The organism is Hamadaea sp. (assembly GCF_013362815.1).
GTDB lineage: Bacteria > Actinomycetota > Actinomycetes > Mycobacteriales > Micromonosporaceae > Hamadaea.
In genome coordinates, this window is sequence record NZ_JABFVK010000015.1 from 114,313 (window position 1) to 135,820 (window position 21,508).

Below are 21,508 nucleotides of genomic sequence, written 5' to 3' on the forward strand. Positions count from 1 at the left end.
TGAGTGCCGCCTGCGACGCTTTCAGCTCACTTGATCATGTTGGATTCGATGCCCCACCGCCCATCGGCCCGAGCCGCGTCGACCTCGACCTGCCCCGGTGCCCTCATGCGGCCCGAAGCGATCAGCTTGGCGACGAGGTCCTTGTTCACCTGAGACCACGGACTCCGAGGGCGCCGCCGGGAGTATCGCTGAAGGAAGAAGTCCTGGTCGAGCGGCTTGCGGTGGCTGCTGATCCAGCCGTAGCAGAGCCCGACCTCGACGGCGTCCATGTTCGACAGCGTCACCAAGGAAGAGCCCTTCTTCGCGATCTTCAACCAGATCGCCTCCTCCTGGGCATGGTGTTCCTCCAGCCAGGCGGCGAAAGCAGCCGCGTCGACGAAAACGAGCGGGTTCATGAGAGAACCTCGAGGTAGTGCGCATTCGACATGACGCCGAGGATGTTGCCGAACGGGTCCACGACCGAGGCGGTCACGAAACCGGGCCCCCATTCACGGATGCCCTGATATTCGGTCGCGCCCATCGCAAGCAGCCGGGCGAAAGTGCCGGGAAGGTCGTCGACGTGCCAGTACGCGATCACCCCGGCCGGACCGCCGGCAGCCGGGGCGAAGCGCCGGTCGATGATGCCGAGTTCGTGCTGGTAGTCGCCGATGCGGAATTCCCGGTAGCCGTCGCGCACGAAGTAGGGCTCGACGCCGAGGAGGTCGGCGTACCACCGGGCGGCGGCGTCCAGGTCGTCGGCGAAGAGGCTGATGGTGGCGAGTCCGCGAAGTGTGCTCATGAAGATCAGCGTAGGCGTACTTGTGGAACGTATGATTCCTCAATGCTGGAAACTTCGGTCCGACTTCTGCGGCTGCTTGCGCTGTTGCAGTCGCGCCGCGACTGGTCGGGGGCCGACCTGGCCGACCGCCTCGAGGTGACCAGCCGGACCGTACGCAACGACATCGAGCGCCTGCGCATCCTCGGCTACGAGATCCACTCCAGTACCGGGATCACCGGCGGTTACCGGCTCGGTCCGGGCAAGACGGTGCCGCCGTTGCTGCTCGACGACGAGGAGGCGGTCGCCGTCGCGGTGGGGCTCAGCGCGGCGGCGGCTGGTTCGGTGGCAGGCATCGAGGAGCCGTCGGTACGCGCCCTGGCGAAGTTGCAGCAGACCCTCCCCGCAAGGCTGCGTGGGCAGGTGGACGCCCTGAGAAGGGCGACCGTCTTCGCGGCGGGCGGTGGACCTGCGGTCGACCCGCAGAACCTGACCGTCATCGCCGCCGCCATCCGAGACCACGAGCGCCTGCGATTCGACTACACGGGACACTCCGGCGACACCGTTCGCAGCGTCGAGCCGCAGCGCCTGGTCTACACCGGACAGCGGTGGTACCTGCTGGCCTGGGATCTCGATCGGGGCGATTGGCGTACCTTCCGGGCGGATCGGATCGCGCCCCGGCCACCGGCGGGTCCCCGGTTCACACCGAGGGATCTGACCGACGAGGAGGCGACCGACCGCGTACGCCGGGGTGTCGGCGCGGCGGCGTGGCCCCATCAGGCGGAGATCAGGCTTCACGCCTCGGCCGAGACGCTGGCCGGCCGGATACCGCCGGAGGCAGGTCTCCTCGTCCCGATCGACGACGAGACCTGCCTCTTCCAGACCGGCACGAACTCGCTGCTCGGCCTGGTCACCTACGTCACGAAGCTCGGCGTCGGGTTCACCGCGGTCAACCCGCCCGAGCTTCGTGATCTCCTGCGGCAGCTCGCCGCGGCCTACTCAGCGGCGGCCGAGTAGCCGCGGAATCTGAAGAGCCGCAGGCTGTTCAGCACCACGAAGATGCTGCTGAAGGCCATTGCGAGACCGGCAAGGACCGGCGTCACCAGGCCCAGGGCGGCCAGCGGGATCAACACCAAGTTGTACGCGAACGCCCAGAACAGGTTCTGCTTGATGTTTCGTAGGGTCGCGCGCGACAGCCGGATCGCGTCCACGGTCGCCGTGAGGTCGCCCCGGACCAGGGTCAGGTCGGCGGCCTCGATGGCGGCGTCGGTGCCGGTGCCCATCGCGAGACCCAGGTCGGCAGCGGCGAGGGCAGCGGCGTCGTTCACCCCGTCACCCACCATCGCTACGACGGCGCCCCGCTGCTGCAACTCCCGCACGGCGTCGACCTTGCCCGAGGGGAGCACACCCGACACGACGTCAGCGGACGCGATGCCGACCTGCGCGGCGACGAGGCCGGCCGGCCCGGCCGCGTCGCCGGTGAGCAGCACCGGCCGCAGTCCTTCCCGGCGCAGCGCCGCGATCGCGTCGGAAGACGTCGGCTTGACCGTGTCGGCGACGTGCACCCAGCCCGCGAACTGCCCGTCGACGGCGACCGCCACCGAGGTCATGTCCGCCCGAGCGCCCTCTTCGGGCACCGTCACTCCGTTGTCGCTGAGTAGCGACGCCCGGCCGACCAGCACCGTCCGGCCGTCGACCACGCCCGACGCGCCGAGCCCGGGGAGCGCCGTGAAATCCTCCACCTTGGACAGTTCCGGGGCGGCCGCCGCGATCGCTCGCGCGATCGGATGCTCACTAGCCTGTTCCAGGCTTCCGGCGTACCAGATGAGCTTGTCGTTGGTGAACCCCTCGGCGGGCGACAGGCCGGCGAGCGCCATGACACCCGTCGTGACCGTGCCGGTCTTGTCCAGCAGGATGGTGTCGACGCGGCGGGTGGACTCGAGGACCTCGGGGCCGCGAATCAGGACGCCGAGCTGCGCGCCGCGCCCGGTGCCGACGAGCAGCGCGGTCGGCGTGGCCAGGCCGAGAGCGCAGGGGCAGGCGACGATCAGCACCGCGACCGCCGCGGTGAACGCGGCCGTGACGTTGCCGGTGACCGCGAGCCATCCGGCGAACGTGCCGAGCGCGATGAGGATGACCGCCGGGACGAAGACCGAGCTGATCCGGTCGGCGAGCCGCTGCACCGGAGCCTTGCCGGACTGCGCCTCGGTCACCAGCTTGGCGATCTGCGCGAGCTGAGTGTCCGCGCCGACCCGGGTGGCCCGGACGATGAGCCGGCCGCCCGCGTTGACGGTGGCTCCGACGACGTCGGACCCGGGCCCGACCTCGACCGGTACGCTTTCGCCGGTGAGCATGCTGGCGTCGACCGCGCTGGCGCCTTCGACGACGACCCCGTCGGTGGCGATCTTCTCGCCGGGCCGCACGACGAAGACGTCGCCGACCTTGAGCTGCTCGATCGGGGCGGTCTGTTCGCGACCGTCGACCAGCAGCGTGACCTGCTTCGCACCGAGATGGAGCAGGGCGCGCAGAGCCGATCCCGCCGTACGCTTCGCGCGGTGCTCGAACCAGCGACCGGCCAGCAGGAACGTGGTCAGCGCCGCGCCCACTTCGAGGTAGAGGTGCTGCTCGGTGACCGAGCGGGCGAACAAGTCGAGCGGCATCTTCATCCCGGTCATCCCGGCGTCACCGATGAAGAGCGCGTAGAGGCTCCACAGGAACGACGCCGCGACACCGAGGCTGATCAGGGTGTCCATGGTGGCCGTGGCGTGGCGCGCGTTGAGCAGCGCGGCCCGGTGGAACGGCCACGCGCCCCAGGTCACGACGGGGGCGGCCAGGGTGAGCGCGGCCCATTGCCAGTTGTCGAACTGGAGCGCCGGGATCATCGAGAGGAGCACGACCGGGATCGAGAGCACGATGCTGCCGATCAACCTGTCGCGCAGGGGGTCCCGCTCGGTCTCCACCGACGCGGCTTCTTCTTCGACGACGGGCGGAGTCGCCGAGTAGCCGGTGGCCACGACCGTGGCGACCAGGTCGTCCACCGTCACCGACGGTTCGTAGGAGACGTGCGCCGTCTCGGTCGCGAAGTTCACCGACGCCGTGACGCCGGGCATCTTGTTGAGCTTCTTCTCGACGCGGCCGGCGCAGGTCGCGCAGGTCATCCCGCCGATACTCAGCTCGACGACGTTCTGCGATCGCATTTGGTGTCCTCCCAATCCGAGTGTGGTTTGGGCGGACGACGGTCAGTTCCCGAAGACCAGCGTGAACGCGGCGGTATGCACCTTGCCGCTCACTTGGAAGTCGAAGAACATCCGGTACGTCCCGGTGCTGGGCGCGGTCGCCCAGAACTTCACCGCACCACCCGTGAGCTGTGTCTCCGGGTGGGTGTGCACGTACGCGAGATCCAGCTCGCGCAGGAAGACGAGGTGGCCGTAGCTGCCGAGGTAGGGGTCGACCGTGACGGGTTTGCCGTCTTGGAACACCCGGAACAGCAGCGGCGAGGTCGCGCCGATCTGCAGCGTCCCCTCGTATGCCACGGTGTAGCCGTCGACAGCGACCTCCCGCGCGACGGCCGGAACGCCGGTCGGCTGGTAGGAACCGGCGACGGTGAGGTCGGTGCCGAGCGTGATCGCGGTCTGCGCGCCCGCCGCGCCGATCGCCGTGAAGTCGGCGACGGCCCGGTAGATCCCCGGCTGGGCGAGGTTCACCGAGACCGACCAGGTTCCGTCCGGCGCCATCGTCGGATGGAGGTGCTGGTAGCCCGACAGATCCCGGCGCGCCAGCACGAAGTGCAGCGGCCGGTCGTGGACTACCGCGAAGGTCGACACCGGCTTGCCGTCCGGCCCGGTGACGACGAATCGGAAGTCCTGTACGCCGGTCTTGAACGCCGTCTGCTTCGGCACGAGGGTGTAGCCGGCGGCGTTGATCGACAGTCCGCCGACCTCGCTGCCCGTCATGCCCGTCATCGCATGCGTATGCGGACTGGCCTCGTTGAACGTCGGCGTGGTGCCGGTCGGCGTACCACCGGCGGCCGAGGGCGAACCCATCGCCTTGCCTAGGGCGAACCCTGCGATCAAGGCGACGACCAGTCCGCCGACGACGATCCCCACCCGCAGGCCACCGGCGTCGGCGGTCCGCGGGCGGGGGGTGTTCACCCGGGTCCGGGTGTCAGCCATCGATTCCGACCAGCTCGTAGCCGGCCTCGTCGACGGCGGCGCGGACCTCGTCCAGGGCGAGCGGCGCGTCGCTGCTCACCTTGGCGACTCCGGCCGGCACGTCGACGTCGACCGTGCGTACGCCGGTGAGCAGGGTCAGCTCACCGGTGACCGCCTGGGCGCAGTGGCCGCAGGTCATGCCCTTGATCTGGTAGGTGGTCTCGACAGACATGTGCTTCTCCTCGTTGCGGATAGCGCCGTCGCGCTAGCGGACCAGGCGGGCGATCGCGTCGCTCGCCTCCTTGACCTTGGCGGTCGGATCACCGTCGCGGGCGGCCTGCACGACGCAGTGCCCGAGGTGGTCCTCCAGCAGGCCGACCGCGACCGCCTGCAGCGCCTTCGTGGCTGCCGAGATCTGGGTCAGCACGTCGATGCAGTAGGTGTCCTGCTCGACCATGCGCTGAATGCCGCGCACCTGGCCTTCGACCCGACGCAGCCGGCTGAGCAAGGCCTGCTTGTCCTCGGCCGCGCTGTAGCTGTGCCCGTGGGAGTCTTCTGTCATGACTCGACCATACCCCCCTAGGGTATCCGGTGCAACAACTCCGCGAGGTGAGGACGCACACCCCAGTCGGACACCAACGACTGATAGTCGCCGGACGGGCCCTGAGGGTTCCCGTGTACCGCTTTCGTCGCTTGCAGCTTCGTCGCTTTCAGGAGGAGGTTCCGGGGTGTGTGCGCGGAGTCTACGAACTCCACGACGTCGACGGCGTACCCCTGATCGCGGAGGATCGCCGAGCGCAGCGAGTCGGTCAGCACGTCGGCGAAGCGCTCGCGCAGGATGCCCGACCGAGTCAATGCCGTCTCGGTCCCCTTCCGCAACTGCCGGGAGATGTCCTTGTGGCAGCACGGCGCGGCCAAGATCCAGCGCGCGTCCCACTCGATCGCCCGGGCCAGTGCCTCGTCGGTCGCGGTGTCGCAGGCGTGCAGCGCGAGCACCACGTCCACGGCGCCCTCGACCTTCGCGTCCAGGATCGTGCCCGCGACGAAGTCGACCTTCTCGAAACCCAGCTCCGCAGCCAGGCGCGTGTTGCGCTCACGCTGGTCTTCCCGCACGTCGACGCCGGTCAAGTGCACGTCCAGGCCGCGTTCGGTCAGATGGCGGTACGCCGCAAAAGTGAGGTACGCGTTGCCACAGCCGAGATCCACCACCCGGAGCCGGTCAGGCACCTCGGCCGGGAGGGCGGCGTCGAGCGCGCGGAGGAAGGCGTCCACCTGACGTCGTTTGCGGGCGTCGCCGCCGATCACGTCGAACAGCGGGTCGCCCGGGTCGAGGAGGTGCTGCTTCTCCCGGTCATGGCCCTTCGCAGCGGTGACCGGCGCCGCCGGCGGGCCGCCCTTCGAGAGCAGCACGCGGCCCTTCTTGCTGATCTGCACCTTCACCGTCTGCCGGGCCGTCTCGACGTGCCAGTTCCGGTAGCGCTCGTCGAGGAGCGGCTCGATCGCCGCCTTCGTGACGGGCACCGTCTTGGTCGTCGGGCGTACGCCGTCCTCGGTGACGATCTGCAGCGCCGGCCCGGACTTGACCTCGATCGGCCGCACGGTCACCCGCTGCGTCCCCGTGTTGGCGACCGCCCGGACGAAATCGGAGCTCAGCAGCGCTTCCCGCAGCTCAGCGGCGGCCTCTTCCCACGTCATACCCCTAATCTACCGAGCCCTCCGCCCGACCTTCTTAAGCGCTGGATCAGGGTTCTGGGTCGAATCTTGGGCCAAGATTCGACCCAGAACCCTGATCCAGCAATGCGGCCCGTGGCTACGTGACGTGGCCGTAGCCACGGACGGGCATCCCGTCGAAGTAGTCGATGCGTACCTTCTCCCCCGGGGTGGGGGCGTGCACCATCCGGTCGCCGCCGATGTAGATCCCGACGTGATGCAGATCGCGGTAGAAGAAGATCAGGTCGCCGGGCTGGAGTTGATCTCGCTTGATCTTGTGGACGACGTCGAACTGCCGGGCCGAGTTGTGCGGCAGCTCCTTGCCGACCCGTTTGTACGCCGCCAGCACCAGGCCGGAGCAGTCGAATCCGTCCGGCCCCTCCCCGGCCCACCGGTACGCCTTGCCCAGCTGGCCCAACGCGAAGTCGAGGATCTTCGCAGGCACCCCCGTGACCTCCGGCTTCACCCAGCCGACCCGGGCGTTGGCGTGCGGCGGCGTACCGGACGGGCCGAAGGCGTGCGTACGCCATCGCTGGAGGGTGGCGAGATCCGCCTCGATCTTGGCCCGACTCGTCGCCAGATCCTTCTGCTGGGACCGGCCCTGCGAGATGAGCGTACGCAGAGTGGCCTGCGCCGTCTCGTACTCGTGCCGCAGCCCGGTCAGCGCGGCGATCTCCCGGCGCTGGTCGTCGGCGAGCAGCTGGATGACCATGAGCTGATCGAGCACGTCACGGGTGGAATCGGCGTGCAGCAACGCGGCGAACGAAGTCGACCCCGCCGTCGTGTACGCCGCACTCGCGATCACGCCGACCTTGGCCTGATGGTCGGCGACCTGCTTCTCCAGCGGCCCGATCTGCCGCTTCAGCACGGCGATCTGGGCGACCGTCGTCTGGAGGTCGGACCGCAGCTGGTTGTACCGCTCGATGACTCCTTCGAGCTGGTCGGAAGCCTTCTGGATGCGCTGGACCAGCTGCTCCCGGCTGAGCCCGGCGGGCGGGCCGGGCGGGGAGCCCGGCTGAGCGATCGCGACACCCGGTGCGGTCAGCGACGCCAGTAAAACGGTGACAACGCCCAACGACCGGACAAATCGGCCACACCATGCAGAACGGGGGAGCATCGACACGTCCCAGTCAACGACCGTTCTCGGCGTGGCGTGACGCCGACCCGGCGAACCCCGTCGGCGAACCCTGTAGCGAACGCGACACTAGTTGACGGTTCAACTATCTGCTATTCTGAACGCATGCCAGCGATCACCGTTGAGAACGTGCTCGTACTGCCGCGGGTCTCCGACCCGGGCCCCGCCGCGCCAGAGCGGTCGGTCGTCTCCGTCACCACCGCGCCCAGCGGCTTCGAGGGCGAGGGCTTCCCGGTCCGCCGGGCCTTCGCCGGAGTCGATCTGCGGCACCTCGATCCCTTCATCCACATGGATCAGATGGGTGAGGTCGAGTACGCCCCGGGCGAGCCGAAGGGCACCCCCTGGCATCCACACCGGGGCTTCGAGACGGTCACCTACCTCCTCGACGGCACGTTCCGTCACCAGGACTCCAACGGCGGCGGCGGGCTGATCACGAACGGCGACACGCAGTGGATGACCGCCGGTTCGGGCCTGCTGCACATCGAGGCTCCGCCGGAGGAACTGGTGGCCTCGGGCGGTCTCTTCCACGGCTTCCAGCTCTGGGTGAACCTGCCGCGCAGCCTCAAGATGGCCGATCCGCGCTACCAGGACATCCGGGCCGGGCAGGTCTCGCTGCTCACCTCGCCGGACGGCGGTTCGCTGATCCGAGTCATCGCGGGTGATCTGGACGGCCACCCCGGACCGGGCGTGACGCATACGCCGATCACGTTGATCCACGCCACCTTGGAGCCCGGCGCTCAGCTGCGGCTGCCCTGGCGGGAGGACTTCAACGCGCTGGTCTACACGCTCGCCGGTTCCGGCTTCGTCGGCGCGAAGAAGCAACCCGTACGCCTCGGCCAGCTCGCAGTCTTCGGCAGCGGCGGCGCGCTGACCATCGAGGCGGCTCCTCAGCAGGAGTCGCGCAGCCCGAAGCTGGACGTCCTGATCCTGGGCGGCCAGCCGATCCGGGAGCCGATCGCGGCGTACGGCCCGTTCGTCATGAACACCAAGGCCGAGCTGATGCAGGCGTTCGAGGACTTCCAGGCCGGGCGGCTCGGCACCATCCCGGCCGGCCACGGCCCCGGCCTCTGACAGCTGCAGATCACGGTTATGCATGCTAAGAACCGCGTCGGAAGCATGCATAACCGTGATCTGCAGCCCAAAGCACCGCGCTAAAGGGTGCGGCGCAGGGCGCGTAGCCGGAGCTGGGCGATCCCACCGGGAAAGAAGTACACGGCGAGGATGAAGATCACGCCGAGCACGAACAACGGCTGCTTCAACGGCCCGGGCAGGCCGCCGGCGACGTGGGTGAGCCGATAGTCCAGATAGGTGTAGAGCACCCCGCCCAGGAGCGGGCCGTAGCGCGTACCGGGTCCGCCGAGCACCACCATGACGAGCAGCGACAACGTCAGCTCGCTTCCGGCGATCTTCGGATCGGCACCCTGCACCAGCAGCAGATGCACGACTCCACCGGCCGCCGCCAACGCGCCCGCGAGGACGAACGCGAAAAGCTTGAAGGCATACGGGTTCAGCCCGAGCACGCCCACTCGCCGCTCGTCGTCGCGCAGGCCCGCGAGCACCCGGCCGGTCGGCGAGCTCACGGTCCGCCGCACCACGATCATCACGATCACGAGGTACGCCAGACTCACCCAGTAGAGCTTGTAGGTGTTGACGACCCCCACGAGTCCGGACGGCAACCCGGAGACGTCCAATGCCAGGCCCTCGTCCCCACCGGTGAGGCCCCACGCGTCCCGAGCCGCCAGGATCGCGCCCACCTGAGCGAAGGCGAGGGTGACCATGGCGAAGGCGATGCCGGTGACGCGCAACGCGATCGCACCGATCGCCGCGGCGACCGTGGTGCCGAGCAGGATCGCGGCGGGAGCCGCCAAGGCCAACGGCAATCCGGCCTTCGTGATCAGCACATCGGCCCCGTACGCACCCAGCGCCACGAACAGCGCCTGCCCGAAGCTCAGCAGCCCCGTACGCCCGAACAGCAGGTCGTATCCGGTGGCGAGACCGCCGAAGAGCAGGCACAACGCGAGAAGTTGCAGGGTTCCCGGGCTGTTCAGCGGCCCGTCGAAGACGCCGGGGATGCCGACTCCGGCGTACGGGAGCAAGGCGAGGACGGCGACCGCGCCGAAGGGCCAGTATCTGCGCAGGTAGGTCATGCTTGCCTCGCTTGCCGCCGGGTGAGCAGGACGATCGCGAGCAGCGCCACGGCGCATACGTCGCCCGCTCCGGCTGAGCCGTAGTAGTTCACGAACTGCTGGAGCAGGCCCACGGCGACCGCGGCGACGGCCGAGCCCGTGATGGAGCCCATTCCGCCGATGACGACCACGATGAAGGCGAAGATCAGCAAAGAAGCGCCGCCGGTGGGCGACACCGACTCGAAGTAGACCCCGCCGAGCGCCCCGGCAAGCCCGGCCGCCGCACCGCCGATCGCGAAGACGAGCGTGAACGCCTTCCGGACGTCGATGCCCAGCGCGGTCACCATCTCCCGGTTCTCCACGCCGGCCCGGATGATCAGGCCATAGCGGGTCCACCGCAGGAAGGCGAGCAGCGCCGCGAGTACGACGACCGCACCCGCGATGAGCAGCAGCGACTTGACCGGGACCCGCGCGCCGAGGAAGCCCACGACTTGTTGCGTCCACTTGGGACTGGGGAAGATGCGGGCGTCCGGGCTGAACAACGCCTGGAACAACGCCACTCCGGCGAGCGACAACCCGACGGTGACGAGTACCTGGGCGATCGTGCGCTTGTAGAGGGGCCGGATCATGACCAACTCGACGAGCGCGGCGACTCCCGCCCCGGCCAGTACGCCGGCCACGACTCCCCCGGCGAACCCCACTTTCGGCGTCGCCCAATAAGCGGCGTACGCACCGACGGTGAGGAACCAGCCGTGCGCGAAGTTGAGGACGTCGGCCAGCCCGAACACGAGCGACAGACCCGACGCGATCAGGAAGTACAGCGCCGACAGACCGAGCCCAGTCACCGCCAGCAGAACCACAGTGCTCATGAGTGACTCCCGACGCCCAAGAGGGATTTCGTCAGGTCGTGATCGCTGAGCAGCTCCGATGCGCCACCGGTCCAGGCGACCTGGCCCGCAGCGAGGACCACCGCGTCACCCGCCAATCGGCGTACGACTGCTAGATTCTGCTCCACCAGCAGGATCGGGACGCGGACCGCGACCCGCGCGAGCGCGTCCGCCACCTCCGTGACCACCTTGGGGGCCAGGCCCTTCGTGGGCTCGTCCACGAGCAGCAGCCGGTTCTCGGTGAGCAGCACGCGGCCCAGGGCGAGCATCTGCTGCTGTCCGCCCGACAGCGAGCCGGCCCTCTGGCTCGCGCGTTTCTTCAGCTCCGGGAACAGTTCGAAGACCAACTCGTACGCCGAATTCTTGGTGCGTTCGGCCAGCCGGAGATTCTCGGCGACCGTCAACCCCGCGAAGACGCAGCGGTCCTCCGGCACGTAACCGAGTCCTTTCTGGACCAGTTCGTGGGTGCGGCGACCCAGGATGTCGGCCCCGTCGAAGGTCACCGAACCGATGCCGGGCGCGAGCCCGAGGATGGCGCGCAGAGTAGTGGTCTTGCCGACGCCGTTGCGGCCGAGCAGCACGGTCACGCCGGTCGGCGCGACGTCGAAGGAGACGCCTTGCAGGATGCTGAGCCCCGACAGCACGACGTTCAGGTCGCGCACCTGGAGGATGCTCATAGCTCCTCCCCCAAGTACGCCTCCTGCACAACGGGATTGGCCATGACCACGTCCGGGATGTCGCAAGCCAGCAGCGCGCCGTGATGCATGACGGCGAGCCGGTCGGCCAGCCCGAGGATCACTTCCATGTGGTGTTCCACCATGAGGACCGCCCCTTGGGTGTGGCCGGTCAGCCCGCGGATCACCTCGACCAGCTCCGGGACGTCCTCGGCGGCGACCCCGGCCATCGGCTCGTCCAGCAGCATCACTCGCGGCGAACCCGCCAGCAGCAATGCGATCTCCAGCTTCCGCTTCTCGCCGTGGGCCAGCGTTGCGGCAAGCGCTTCGCCTCGTTCAGACAGACCTACCGCGGCCAGGCATTCGTCCGCGCGCTCGGCGACTCCGCGGAACGCTTTGGTGCTGCGCCACGCTTGCAGGGATCCCCCGTCGTGAGCCTGCACCGCCAGTCGCGCGTTTTCGCGTACCGACAAAGATCCGAAGACCGACGAAGCTTGAAACGTGCGGCCCAGACCGCGTCGCGCGCGCCGATGGGGCGCGAGCCGGGTGACGTCGTGGCCGAGGAGTTCGACGGTGCCCGCCGTGGCGGCGCGAAGGCCGCTGATCAGGTTGAACAGCGAGGTCTTACCCGCGCCGTTGGGACCGATCACGCCCAGGAACTCGCCGGCCCGCAGCTGGAGGCTCACGCCGTCGACGATCGCCGCGGTGCCGATGCGCCAGGTGAGCCCGGCGGTCGCGAGGACCGTCGGGCTTCCCGCCAGCTGGTCGGACATCAGGACTTCATCGCCGCAGCGGGCGGCGCGCAGTCCTGCGGGGCGACCGCCTTGATCAGCTCCGGCTGACCGTCCGCACCGAACTTGACCTGGAACATCGGCTGCAGCAGCGCATGGTCCTCGGCCCGGATGGTGAGCTTGCCCTTGACGCCGTCGAAGCTGTACCCCTCCAGGGCCTTGATCTGCTTCTCGACGTCGTCGCCGCCCTCGGCGATGGCCCGCACGATCATCTGCGCGGCGGTGAAACCGTCCGGGTGGAACAGGTCCAGCGGGCCGCCGACCTTCTCCCGGGCCGCCTTCGCGACCGCGTTCTCGTTCGCGCCGGTGGTCGCGCCGTCGAAGAAGTGCGAGAGGAACGAGATCTTGCCGCCCGCCGCGCCGAAGGTCGGCCAGGTGGACTTCTGGTCCAGACCCGTGACCACCTGGGTCGACCCGAGGACGCCCTGCTGGTCGAGCGCCTGCCACATCGCGCTGGCGGTGGTGCCCGCCCACGCGACGAAGACGAGATCGGCCTTGGCGTTCTTCGCCTGCACCGCCGCCGGGGTGAAGTCGGTCGCGGTGGCCGGGACGAGGATGCTGCTCACGGTCGCGCCCGCGCCGCCGATGACCGCCTTCACGGCCGCCTCGTTGGCCTTGCCGAACGCGCTGTCCTGCGCGAAGACCAGCACCTTCTTGCCGGTCGCGTCGCCGACGAAGGACTTTGCGGTCAGCACGTCCTGGTACGACTGCCGACCGGAGCGGAACGTGTATCGGTTGACCCCGGTCACGCCATCGGTGGCGGCCGGGCCGGAGACGAAGAGCACCTTGTTCTGCGCGGCGATCGGGGCGACCTGCAACGCGACCCCGGAGGCCGTCGACCCGGCGAGGATCTTGACGCCCTTGCCGATCATGTCCTTGGCCGCCGACACCGCCTTGTTCGGGTCGCCCGCGTCATCGGCCTCGGAGACCTCGACGGTCCGCCCGTTGACCTTGCCCGTGCCGTTCGTCGCGTACGCCAGACCGGCGGTGAATCCGGCCTTGTACTGCTGGCCGTAGCTGGCCAATGCGCCGGACTGCGAGTACACCAGACCGACCTTGATCGGGGCGTTCTGGTCACCCGAGGCGGCGTCCTGCGGGCTGGAGCAGCCCACAGCCGCGGCGGCGACGGCCAGCACTGCGGCCGCAGTAAGCGACCGCCGCGTATAAGTAGCGCTCATCAGCGTCTCCAGCACTGTTACAGGGATGTTGCCCGGAGACGTTAGGTGGGCGGCGGCGGCCCCACTATGTGGGCCGCCGACATAACTCAGTACATGGAGAGGTGGACGTGATTCTGGTGCTCGGCCGCCGCCCCGCAGCAACCGCTGTAGTTGTGCCAGCCGACGCCGGGCGTCCAGATCATCCGGTACCAGATGACGTAGAGGACCCCGAGCGCTCTCGCGTTCTGGATGAAGAACGCCGCCAGTTTGTCGCCGTAGATGCGTTCGGACGAATTGGGCACACCTGAGAATCCGCCCACACTGACCGAGAAGTCACAGGCCCGGCCCTTGGGGTGTTCACCCCAGCTCTGCGTACGCCAGCACTTCGTGAAGCGTGTGAAACCGACGCGTCTCGCCTCGTCGTAGGCGTGGTTCGTCCGCGGCGTGATCTTGCCGCCCGTACCCGTCGGGTCCTTCACAGTCGCGCCTTCCGACGGCAGGCTCCCGTCGGCGTTACGCCTCGTCGGGATCGCCTTCGGAGCCGGGAGCTTGAGCCAGCCGGTCGCGGCTTTGCGGCCGCCCGACTTCGACAGCGTCAGCTCCAGCGCGTCCAGCCGCTTCTTCATCTCGGCCTTCTGCGCCTTCTGGATGGTCGCCTCGGCGTCGATGGCTTCCTTGTCGGCTGTCGCCTTCGCCTCGAGCCGGGTCAGCCGGCGCAACGACTCGTCTTCGCGGTAGGTCATCTCCTCCAGCATCGTCGCCCGTTCGAGGAACGAGTCGGAGGTGGAGGCCGACAACATCGCGCCGATCGTGGTGAGCCGCCCGTTCGTGTACGCCTCCACCGCGATCGCGGCGACTTCCTTGCGCAGCGGCCCGAGTTCGGCGTTGACCTGGGCCAGCTCCTTCTGGAGCCGGACCTGCTTGGTCTGGGACACCTCGAGGGCTTCCTGCGCCTCGAGGTAGCCCCGCGACGCCGCCTCGATGTTCTGGATCAACTGCGTCGCATTGCCACCCTCGTCGGGTTCGGCGTACGCGTTGTCCGGAGTGACGAACAACGTCACGGCCACGACGAGCGCCAGCAGCGGCGCCAGCCATCGACGTGGAGGTGCCGTCAGAGTCACGGTCGGTCCCTTCCATCACCGCAGGTGGGGGGTCACCTGACGGGGAAACCGCCGGACAGCGTACCCGACCGCGCTGGGTGCCTGGCAGTCCCAGATCGCTCGTCAGGCCGTCACCCAATGTGACGGAAGTCCGTCGATGAGAGCCTTCCGGAGCAGTTCACTGCTGATTTGATCGCGCGCGCCGAGCAGCCCCGTCCGGCCGTCCCCGACGACATATTCCGTGCCGTCCAAGCGACGAACGACACCTCCGGCCTCGCGGACGATCAGTGCGCCCGCGGCGTGGTCCCACGGCAGGCTGCGCCAGAAGAGGGCGAACTCCTCGCCGCCCGTCACGAGGTGGCGGTATTCATGGGCGGCGCAATGGAAACCGGGCAGCGCCGCGCCCAACTCGGGCAGTCCGGCCTCGACGCGCTCGCGGACGGCATCCGGGAGGAACCGGGTCAAGACGCCACCCCGGAGCTCACCGATGGTCAGCGGGTCGGTGCCCATCCGCGTACGCACACCGTCCACATAGGTCCCTGAACCCGCTTCGGCGACGGTGATCACGTCGGGCACCGGTTCGTAGATCACGCCGAGCACCGGCCGGCCCGAACGGACCAGCGAGACCATGATCCCGAACGGCTCCCGGCCACTGGCGAAGTTGCTGGTCCCGTCGATCGGGTCGATCACCCACACGGGTTCGTCGCCGGCCAGCCGATCCAGTACGCCCGGATCCGCCGCCGCCGCTTCCTCGCCGACGATCCCGGCGTCGGGCAGCAGCGCCGCCAACCGTTTCGCCAGCAACACCTCGCTCGCCCGGTCCGCCACGGTCACGATCTCCCCGGGCGACTTCTCCTCGATCTCGCCGACGGCCAGCGCCCGGAACTTCGGGAGCACGACCTCCTCAGCGACCTCACGAACGATCGTTTCGACCTGCTCCAGCATGCTTTCGCACCCCTCCCGCCGATTCGCCGAATATGATCGCAGACATGATCGCAACGCTGCGCCGCGGTTCCCGTTGGACGGCCGCCGCCCTGCTCACTCTGGGTCTGGCCGGCCCCGCGACGCTCGCCGGGTGCTCCGCCGAGAACGCGTCGGCCAACTGCGCCAGCACGAGCGAATGCACGATCACCTTCCAGCGCAACGCGGACAAGGCCAAAGTCTCCGTGCTCGGCGTCGACATCTCCGTGGTGAGCGCCACCGACGACTCGGTGACGCTGGCCGTGGGCGGTCAGCAGGTCACCGTGAAGCGGGACGCCTCCGCCAGTGTCGGGAGCCTGACGGTCAACCTGACCTCCATCAGCGACTCGGAGATCGTCGTCAAAGTCACCCGCTCCTGACGCCGTCCTCCCTCGCCCCTCACCCCCGTCCCGCCCCCGCCTTTCCGCCCAACTCCCTTTCCGCGCGATTTTTCCGCGCGATCATGAACTAATCGGGGTGATCAACGGCGTTTCCGCATGAGCGTGGCACGGCTATCGGGTGATCGACTCCCTCCATACATGATCGATTCCCCAAAACATGAACTCTGGCGGCGTGGCGGGTGTGCGGATCTGCGGGCACCGCGTACCGTGTCCAAGGAAGCGTCGGCGTCATCTCCCCGTCGGCGTCGGTCCGCTCAGGGGACGGAGGCAAGCGATGCGGCCAGTGCGGTTCGTCGCCCTCTCCGAGGACGGCCAGGCTCTTGTTCTCGCAGACGAGGTCGGCCGTCTCCTTGCGTTGCCCATCGACGACCGGGTCTCCGGCGCACTGAACGCCGAGCGTACGGGTCCGACCGCGACGCTGACCGTCGCCGCTGGACAGATCGACGGCAGTGCCGCTCTGTCCCCTCGCGACATTCAGGCTCGTATTCGCGGCGGCGAAAGCGCCGACGACGTCGCACGCGTTGCCGGAGTTCCGGTCGACCGCGTACTGCGGTATGCCGGTCCCGTTCTCCAGGAGCGGGCGATGCTGGCTCAGCACGCCCGGCGTACCAGGCTCAAGACCACTGACCGGAGTCTGTCCGGGTCGCTCGCCGAGGTCGTCGACGCTCGGCTGGCCCAGCACGGGGTGGACGCCGAGAAGATCTCCTGGGACGCGTACCGGCGCGAGGACGGCACGTGGCGGGTCGTCGCGACCTGGCCCAGTGGCAAGGCGACCGCGCAGGCGATCTGGGAGCTCGACAAGACTCGTCAGTCCGTCACGCCGTACGACGACATGGCGCAGTACCTCTGCGCCGACCGGACCGCCGCGCCCGATGCGCCGCCGACCCGGGGCGAGACCTCGCGCGGCGGGCACGGGCTGCCGGCCACCGCCGACGCCGGTCGCCGTCCCAGCCGCGACCCGATTCGGGCCGGACGAGACGCCCTGGTCGCGGCGCTCGACCGGCCGGGTTCGCCGGGCCGAGGCCTGGACACTCCGGGCGAACGGCGTACGGTCGTCGGCGGCGCAGCCGCGATGATCGGTGGCCAGGGCACGGCGTTCGACGACGAGCCCGACGCGCCGAAGGAAGTTCCCGCGGTTCCGTCGCTGGCCGTGTTGCGCCCACGCCGGGCATCCGCAGCCGCGGAAGGCACCGGCGAGAAGCCTCGCAAGCGCCTGCCGAGCTGGGACGACGTGCTGTTCGGCGGAGCGCCCGCCGCCCGCGAATCCTCCTGACGCTCGCAGTTCCCGACGCCACGCGCGCAGTTCCCGACGCGGAGCACGGCGCGTTCGCGCATGGCCGCGCGGATACCTGCAGATCACGGTTATGCGGCCTAAAACCGCCCCGGATGGCATGCATAACCGTGATCTGCCGCCAAAAGTGCTGAGAGGTAAGGACCGGGGATAGGGTCGGTCCTATGGAGTACACGAAACTCGGCCGGACCGGCCTGAGTGTGAGCCGGGTGTGCCTCGGCACTATGAACTTCGGCCCCAAGACCACCGAGCCCGACAGCTACACGATCATGGATCGCGCGCTGGAGCTGGGCGTCAACTTCTTCGACACGGCGGACGTGTACGGCTGGAAGACCGGTGAGGGTGTCACCGAGCAGATCATCGGGCGCTGGTTCGCCACCGGTGGCGGTCGCCGGGACAAAGTCGTCCTGGCCACCAAGGTCTACGGCAAGATGAGCGACTGGCCCAACGACTCCGGCCTGTCCGCCCGGCACATCGTCAAGGCGTGTGACGAGTCGTTGCGGCGTATGCAGACCGACTACATCGACCTCTACCAGATGCACCACGTCGACCGGTCGACGCCGTGGGACGAGATCTGGCAGGCGATGTCCACATTGGTGCAAGCCGGCAAGGTCCTCTACGTCGGCTCGTCCAACTTCGCAGGCTGGCACCTCGGGCTCGCCCAGGCGTCGGCGAAGGAGCACGGCCTCCTCGGGCTCGTCTCCGAGCAGTGCATCTACAACTTGTTCGAGCGTACGGTCGAACTCGAAGTGGTTCCGGCGGCGCAGCACTACGGCATCGGCATCATCCCGTGGTCGCCGCTGCACGGCGGGGCGCTCTCCGGCATGCTGCGCAAGCAGGCCACCGGGGACGCCGCTCGGGTCAACGAAGGCCGGGCCAGTGATGCGGCCACCGCCAACCGGGAGACGATCGAGGCGTACGAGAAACTCGCCGAGCAGCTCGAGGTGGATGCGGCGAATCTCGCCCTGGCCTGGTTGCTGTCCCGGCCCGGGGTCACCGCGCCCATCATCGGCCCGCGTACGCAGGCCCAGTTGGACTCGGCGGTCGGCGCGCTCGACGTCACGCTGTCGTCGGAGACGCTGGCCCGGCTGAACGAGCTCTTCCCACCGGTGGGCAAGGGCGGCCCCGGCCCCGAAGCGTGGGCCTGGTAACTCAGGTCAGGAGAGCGGCCAGGAGCGCAGACGCTCATAACGAGGGTCGTCGCCGAGATGGCTCCGCACCAGCACCAGTTCGTCGGCCTTCCACGTCGGGCCGGCGTACTGGTGCAATTGGGCCAGATCGGCGGCGACCTCCTCAGTGGAGAGTCGATCGCCGCACCGGGCCAGGGTCAGGTGCGGCCGGAACGGCTTGCCGTCACTGCTCGGCAGGCCGACGTCGGCCAGCGCGTGATCGACCTGGCCGGCCAGATCGGTGAGGCGGCCCAGGTCGCCGTGCAGGCCGGCCCACAGGATGGTGCTCGGTCCGGTGCCGAACCGGCCGCCGTCGGCCAGCCGCAGCGGCGGCACTCCGGCGTGCTCCTGCGGCCAGGCCTCGGCGACTCGGCCGACGGCTCCTTCGGCGGCGGCCAGGCCGGCATCGTCGACTTCGCCCAGGAAGGCCAGCGTGACGTGCCAGCGTTCGGGCGGATCCAGCCGAACGTCGCGACCGGCGGCAGTCGCCTTGCCGAGATGCAACCGGGAGACGAGGGATTCGAGATCGGCGATGGCGGGCGCGGGCGGGAACAGGGCTACGAAGACTCTCACCGCAGCCGAACCCCCGCGGCGATCAGCTCGCCCTCGATGCGCAGTCGCTCGATCTCTCGATCCATGCTCGTCAACTCCTCCAGATGCTCGGCGATGCCGAGGGCCCGGCACGCCTCTCGCAACTTGACGTCGTATGCCCGCTCGACCGCGCTGTGCCACACCTCGTTGCGCTGCCCGATGCCCAGCCGGTCGGAGCCGAGCCGGCGCAGGTCGGCCGCGATCCGCTCGAACGGCGGATGAGCCGACGACGGCAGTGGCTGCGGTGGCGCAGCCGCCTCTTGAGCCGCCTCTTGCAAGCGTGCCGTGATACTGGCCCAGACCGCGGCCGGCATGGAAAGCCAGCCGTGCGGCGTTTCCTCTTCCTCCGGTACGCCGCCCCGCCCCGCCCCGGCCGGGACGGCAGCCCGCGGTGCGGTGGCGAAGAGTGCGGCGACCGGTGCGAGGAAGGCGCGCGGCGGCGTCAGCGAGCGCTCCATCTGATGCAGAATCCGCTGCTCGAGCCAGTGTTCCCGGCGACGGCGCAACGACTGGCGCAGGGAGACGATGACTTCGTCCGCGCAGATCATGGCGGCGATCGCGCACGGCAGAGTGACCAGCGCGATCAGCGCCACGGCCAGCTCCAATGCCTTCACCACCGCCATATCCTCCGAGCCTAGTCGTACCCCGAAGTGACCGCTACGAATTTCCGCCCAGTGATACCACCCTGATCCGAAAGAAACTCCATCACGCGGGTATGACGTTCCGGGTCACCCCCGCGCCGCCGACACGGTCAGTTTCGGCACTGGGCGTACCGTGAATTCCAGGCGATCCCCGGCGTGGCGCAACTGCCACGCGAGCGCGACCAGGGCGGCGATCAGGGAGACCGCGCCGCCGAGCCAGATCGAGGTGCCCGCGCCCAGGTGTTCGGCCGCCCAGCCGATCGCGGGCGACGAGACCGGCGTGGTCCCCAGGAAGACCAGCACGTAGAGCGCCATGACCCGGCCGCGGAAGTCGGCCTCGGTGCCGAGCTGGACCCGCTGGTTCGCGGACTGCGCGAAGAAGACCATGAAGAACCCGGTCGGCACGAGCAGCAGAATGACGCCCCAGTACGCCGGGACCAGCCCGACGAAGATCTCCAGCGTGCTGAAGGTGACGGCCGCGGTGAGCATGAGATAGACCGACGGCCGTCCCTTGCGGAAGGTCCCGGCGAGCGCACCGCCGAGCGCGCCGACGGCCAACGCGGTGGTGAAGAGGCCGAACGACGCGGCGCCGGTGTTGAACACGGTCTTGGCCAACGCGGCCAGAGTCAGCTGGAAGTTGAACCCGGCCATCCCGATGACGCCCATCAGCAGCATGGGCAGCCGTAGATCGGCGCGACGCCACGCGTACTTCAGGCCGTCGAGGATGCGCGCGTCGGCCCGCTCGTCCTTGGGCGGCAACTCCTTGCGGTGCAGATCCCCCGGACGCATGCGGGCCAGGCCGAGCAGCGGCGACAACGAGCTGATCGCGGCGATTCCGAACACCGGTCCGGTGCCGAAGGCCGCGATCGCGACGCCGGCCAGCGCCGGGCCGATGATGCGGGCGGAGTTGAACGTCGCCGCCGACAGCGACAACGCGTTGGGCAGCAGCGGCGAACCCACCAGCTCCGAGACGAAGGACTGGCGTACGGGCGTCTCGATGGCCTGGGCGATGCCGAGAAGCAGCGCGAAGACGTAGATGTGCCAGATCTGCACGGTGCCGGCCAGCACCAGGATCGAGAAGAGCAATGCGAGGAAGGTCCAGAAGCTGTTCGCAATCAACAGGATCAGCCGCTTGTCGTAGCGGTCGGCCAGTCGCCCACCCGGCAAGGTGAGCAACGCGGCGGGCACGAACTGGAGGGCGGTCACGATGCCGAGCGCCGTGGCGCTGTTGCCGGACAGCGAGAGAACCAGCCAGTCCTGCGCGACGAACATCATCCAGGAGCCGATCAGCTTCACCAGCTGACCGGTCGCGAACAGACGATAGTTCCGCACCATCAGGGACCGGAACATGGTTTTCAAAGTGCTGCCCTCCGCCTAGCCGTCATCCACATCGGACGAAGCGGGCCGGCCCGGGGATGGGCGATGCGCGCTAGTTGCGGGCGATCCTTGACAACACCTCGGCGGCGTGCTGAAGCACGTCACGTTCATCGGGGGTCAACTCAGCCAGGCGGGCCGCCAGCCATTCGTCTCGCACCCGCTCGTACTGCCCGAGGATGTCGCGTCCCAGACCCGTGCTCGACAGGATGACCTGCCGTTTGTCGGTCGGGTGCGGCGTACGCTGCACCAGGCCCCGGGCCTCCAGTTTGGCCACGATCTTGGTCATCGTGGGCGGTTGGACGCGTTCCACGTCGGCCAGTTCCCGTGGGGTCAGGGCACCGGCCAGTTCGAGGCTGGTCAGAGCGGACAGCTGGGTCACCGTCAAATCGCCTACCGGCCGGGCTTGCCGGACCCGCCGGTTGAGCCGCGTGATGGCGTCACGCAATCGAACCGCGAGTTCAGTCGCAGGTTCCGCCACCATCGGCCACTCCGTCACGATTATTAGGCTAGCTAATGAGCCTGGCTAACGACATCGTTTTATGAGGTGGAACACCATGTTGAGCCGTCCGGTTGATCTTGCTCCGACCGGACGG

The 21,508-nt window shown here is 68.8% G+C and carries 24 protein-coding genes; 5 read left to right on the plus strand and 19 right to left on the minus strand.

What is annotated here, in order from left to right; all coding sequences use genetic code 11:
* Positions 1-26: 26 nt before the first annotated feature.
* Positions 27-395 (minus strand): hypothetical protein, encoded by a 369-nt coding sequence (locus HOV77_RS09070; protein ID WP_290860288.1) that lies wholly within the window; start codon positions 393-395, stop codon positions 27-29.
* Complete coding sequence (locus HOV77_RS09075; RefSeq protein ID WP_290860289.1) at positions 392-778, minus strand: VOC family protein; 387 nt, start codon at positions 776-778, stop codon at positions 392-394. The genes HOV77_RS09070 and HOV77_RS09075 overlap by 4 nt, the downstream gene beginning before the upstream one ends.
* 42 nt (positions 779-820) lie before the next feature.
* Here HOV77_RS09075 and HOV77_RS09080 point away from each other — a divergent pair, with 42 nt between their 5' ends.
* The gene (locus tag HOV77_RS09080; RefSeq protein WP_290860290.1) at positions 821-1,771 is read left to right on the plus strand and encodes a YafY family protein; all 951 of its coding nucleotides are present in this window, start codon (positions 821-823) and stop codon (positions 1,769-1,771) included.
* On the opposite strand, the gene HOV77_RS09085 is transcribed toward HOV77_RS09080, so the two are convergent.
* From HOV77_RS09085 to HOV77_RS09110, 6 genes are all read right to left on the minus strand, one after another.
* On the minus strand, positions 1,750-3,951 hold the full coding sequence (locus HOV77_RS09085; protein WP_290860291.1) for a heavy metal translocating P-type ATPase: 2,202 nt from the start codon (positions 3,949-3,951) through the stop codon (positions 1,750-1,752). The genes HOV77_RS09080 and HOV77_RS09085 overlap by 22 nt on opposite strands.
* 42 nt (positions 3,952-3,993) lie before the next feature.
* Positions 3,994-4,926 carry a hypothetical protein gene (locus HOV77_RS09090; protein ID WP_290860292.1) on the minus strand — a complete coding sequence of 311 codons (933 nt, stop codon included), beginning with the start codon at positions 4,924-4,926 and terminating at the stop codon, positions 3,994-3,996.
* The gene (locus HOV77_RS09095) at positions 4,919-5,137 is read right to left on the minus strand and encodes a heavy-metal-associated domain-containing protein (RefSeq protein ID WP_290860293.1); all 219 of its coding nucleotides are present in this window, start codon (positions 5,135-5,137) and stop codon (positions 4,919-4,921) included. Before HOV77_RS09095 ends, HOV77_RS09090 begins: the two co-directional genes overlap by 8 nt.
* 33 nt (positions 5,138-5,170) lie before the next feature.
* Entirely contained in the window at positions 5,171-5,467 is a 297-nt protein-coding gene (locus HOV77_RS09100) for a metal-sensitive transcriptional regulator (RefSeq protein ID WP_290860294.1), read from the minus strand.
* A 17-nt stretch (positions 5,468-5,484) separates the two neighbouring features.
* A complete protein-coding gene (locus HOV77_RS09105; protein ID WP_290860295.1) occupies positions 5,485-6,600 on the minus strand; it encodes an SAM-dependent methyltransferase in 1,116 nt (371 codons plus the stop codon).
* A 115-nt stretch (positions 6,601-6,715) separates the two neighbouring features.
* Complete coding sequence (locus HOV77_RS09110) at positions 6,716-7,690, minus strand: C40 family peptidase (protein WP_290860296.1); 975 nt, start codon at positions 7,688-7,690, stop codon at positions 6,716-6,718.
* Between the two features lie 165 nt (positions 7,691-7,855).
* On the opposite strand from HOV77_RS09110, the gene HOV77_RS09115 reads away from it, so the two are divergent.
* The gene (locus HOV77_RS09115) at positions 7,856-8,821 is read left to right on the plus strand and encodes a pirin family protein (protein WP_290860297.1); all 966 of its coding nucleotides are present in this window, start codon (positions 7,856-7,858) and stop codon (positions 8,819-8,821) included.
* Positions 8,822-8,901: 80 nt separating this feature from the next.
* On the opposite strand, the gene HOV77_RS09120 is transcribed toward HOV77_RS09115, so the two are convergent.
* The 7 genes from HOV77_RS09120 to HOV77_RS09150 form a co-directional block, all read right to left on the minus strand.
* The gene (locus HOV77_RS09120; RefSeq protein ID WP_290860298.1) at positions 8,902-9,897 is read right to left on the minus strand and encodes a branched-chain amino acid ABC transporter permease; all 996 of its coding nucleotides are present in this window, start codon (positions 9,895-9,897) and stop codon (positions 8,902-8,904) included.
* Positions 9,894-10,745, minus strand: a complete 852-nt coding sequence (locus HOV77_RS09125) for a branched-chain amino acid ABC transporter permease (RefSeq protein WP_290860299.1) — start codon at positions 10,743-10,745, stop codon at positions 9,894-9,896. The genes HOV77_RS09120 and HOV77_RS09125 overlap by 4 nt, the downstream gene beginning before the upstream one ends.
* Positions 10,742-11,440: an ABC transporter ATP-binding protein gene (locus HOV77_RS09130; protein ID WP_290860300.1), complete on the minus strand. Its 699-nt coding sequence runs from the start codon at positions 11,438-11,440 to the stop codon at positions 10,742-10,744. The genes HOV77_RS09125 and HOV77_RS09130 overlap by 4 nt, the downstream gene beginning before the upstream one ends.
* Complete coding sequence (locus tag HOV77_RS09135; protein ID WP_290860301.1) at positions 11,437-12,210, minus strand: ABC transporter ATP-binding protein; 774 nt, start codon at positions 12,208-12,210, stop codon at positions 11,437-11,439. The genes HOV77_RS09130 and HOV77_RS09135 overlap by 4 nt, the downstream gene beginning before the upstream one ends.
* Positions 12,210-13,406 carry a substrate-binding domain-containing protein gene (locus HOV77_RS09140; protein WP_290860302.1) on the minus strand — a complete coding sequence of 399 codons (1,197 nt, stop codon included), beginning with the start codon at positions 13,404-13,406 and terminating at the stop codon, positions 12,210-12,212. The genes HOV77_RS09135 and HOV77_RS09140 overlap by 1 nt, the downstream gene beginning before the upstream one ends.
* 86 nt (positions 13,407-13,492) lie before the next feature.
* Entirely contained in the window at positions 13,493-14,506 is a 1,014-nt protein-coding gene (locus HOV77_RS09145; protein WP_290860303.1) for a hypothetical protein, read from the minus strand.
* 102 nt (positions 14,507-14,608) lie between these two features.
* Positions 14,609-15,430, minus strand: coding sequence for an inositol monophosphatase (locus HOV77_RS09150; RefSeq protein ID WP_290860304.1), 822 nt, complete (start codon positions 15,428-15,430; stop codon positions 14,609-14,611).
* Positions 15,431-15,474: 44 nt separating this feature from the next.
* Between HOV77_RS09150 and HOV77_RS09155 the strand changes: the two genes are divergently transcribed.
* From HOV77_RS09155 to HOV77_RS09165, 3 genes are all read left to right on the plus strand, one after another.
* Positions 15,475-15,825, plus strand: coding sequence for a hypothetical protein (locus HOV77_RS09155; protein WP_290860305.1), 351 nt, complete (start codon positions 15,475-15,477; stop codon positions 15,823-15,825).
* Between the two features lie 295 nt (positions 15,826-16,120).
* Positions 16,121-17,119, plus strand: a complete 999-nt coding sequence (sepH, locus tag HOV77_RS09160; RefSeq protein ID WP_290860306.1) for a septation protein SepH — start codon at positions 16,121-16,123, stop codon at positions 17,117-17,119.
* Positions 17,120-17,301: 182 nt separating this feature from the next.
* A complete protein-coding gene (locus HOV77_RS09165; RefSeq protein WP_290860307.1) occupies positions 17,302-18,288 on the plus strand; it encodes an aldo/keto reductase in 987 nt (328 codons plus the stop codon).
* Positions 18,289-18,294: 6 nt separating this feature from the next.
* On the opposite strand, the gene thpR is transcribed toward HOV77_RS09165, so the two are convergent.
* The 4 genes from thpR to HOV77_RS09185 all read right to left on the minus strand — a co-directional run bounded on the left by thpR (position 18,295) and on the right by HOV77_RS09185 (position 21,396).
* Positions 18,295-18,879, minus strand: coding sequence for an RNA 2',3'-cyclic phosphodiesterase (gene thpR, locus HOV77_RS09170; protein WP_290860308.1), 585 nt, complete (start codon positions 18,877-18,879; stop codon positions 18,295-18,297).
* Positions 18,876-19,520: a hypothetical protein gene (locus HOV77_RS09175; RefSeq protein WP_290860309.1), complete on the minus strand. Its 645-nt coding sequence runs from the start codon at positions 19,518-19,520 to the stop codon at positions 18,876-18,878. The genes thpR and HOV77_RS09175 overlap by 4 nt, the downstream gene beginning before the upstream one ends.
* 105 nt (positions 19,521-19,625) lie before the next feature.
* The gene (locus HOV77_RS09180; RefSeq protein ID WP_290860310.1) at positions 19,626-20,888 is read right to left on the minus strand and encodes an MFS transporter; all 1,263 of its coding nucleotides are present in this window, start codon (positions 20,886-20,888) and stop codon (positions 19,626-19,628) included.
* A gap of 79 nt (positions 20,889-20,967) precedes the next feature.
* Complete coding sequence (locus HOV77_RS09185; RefSeq protein WP_290860599.1) at positions 20,968-21,396, minus strand: MarR family transcriptional regulator; 429 nt, start codon at positions 21,394-21,396, stop codon at positions 20,968-20,970.
* Positions 21,397-21,508 lie beyond the last annotated feature (112 nt).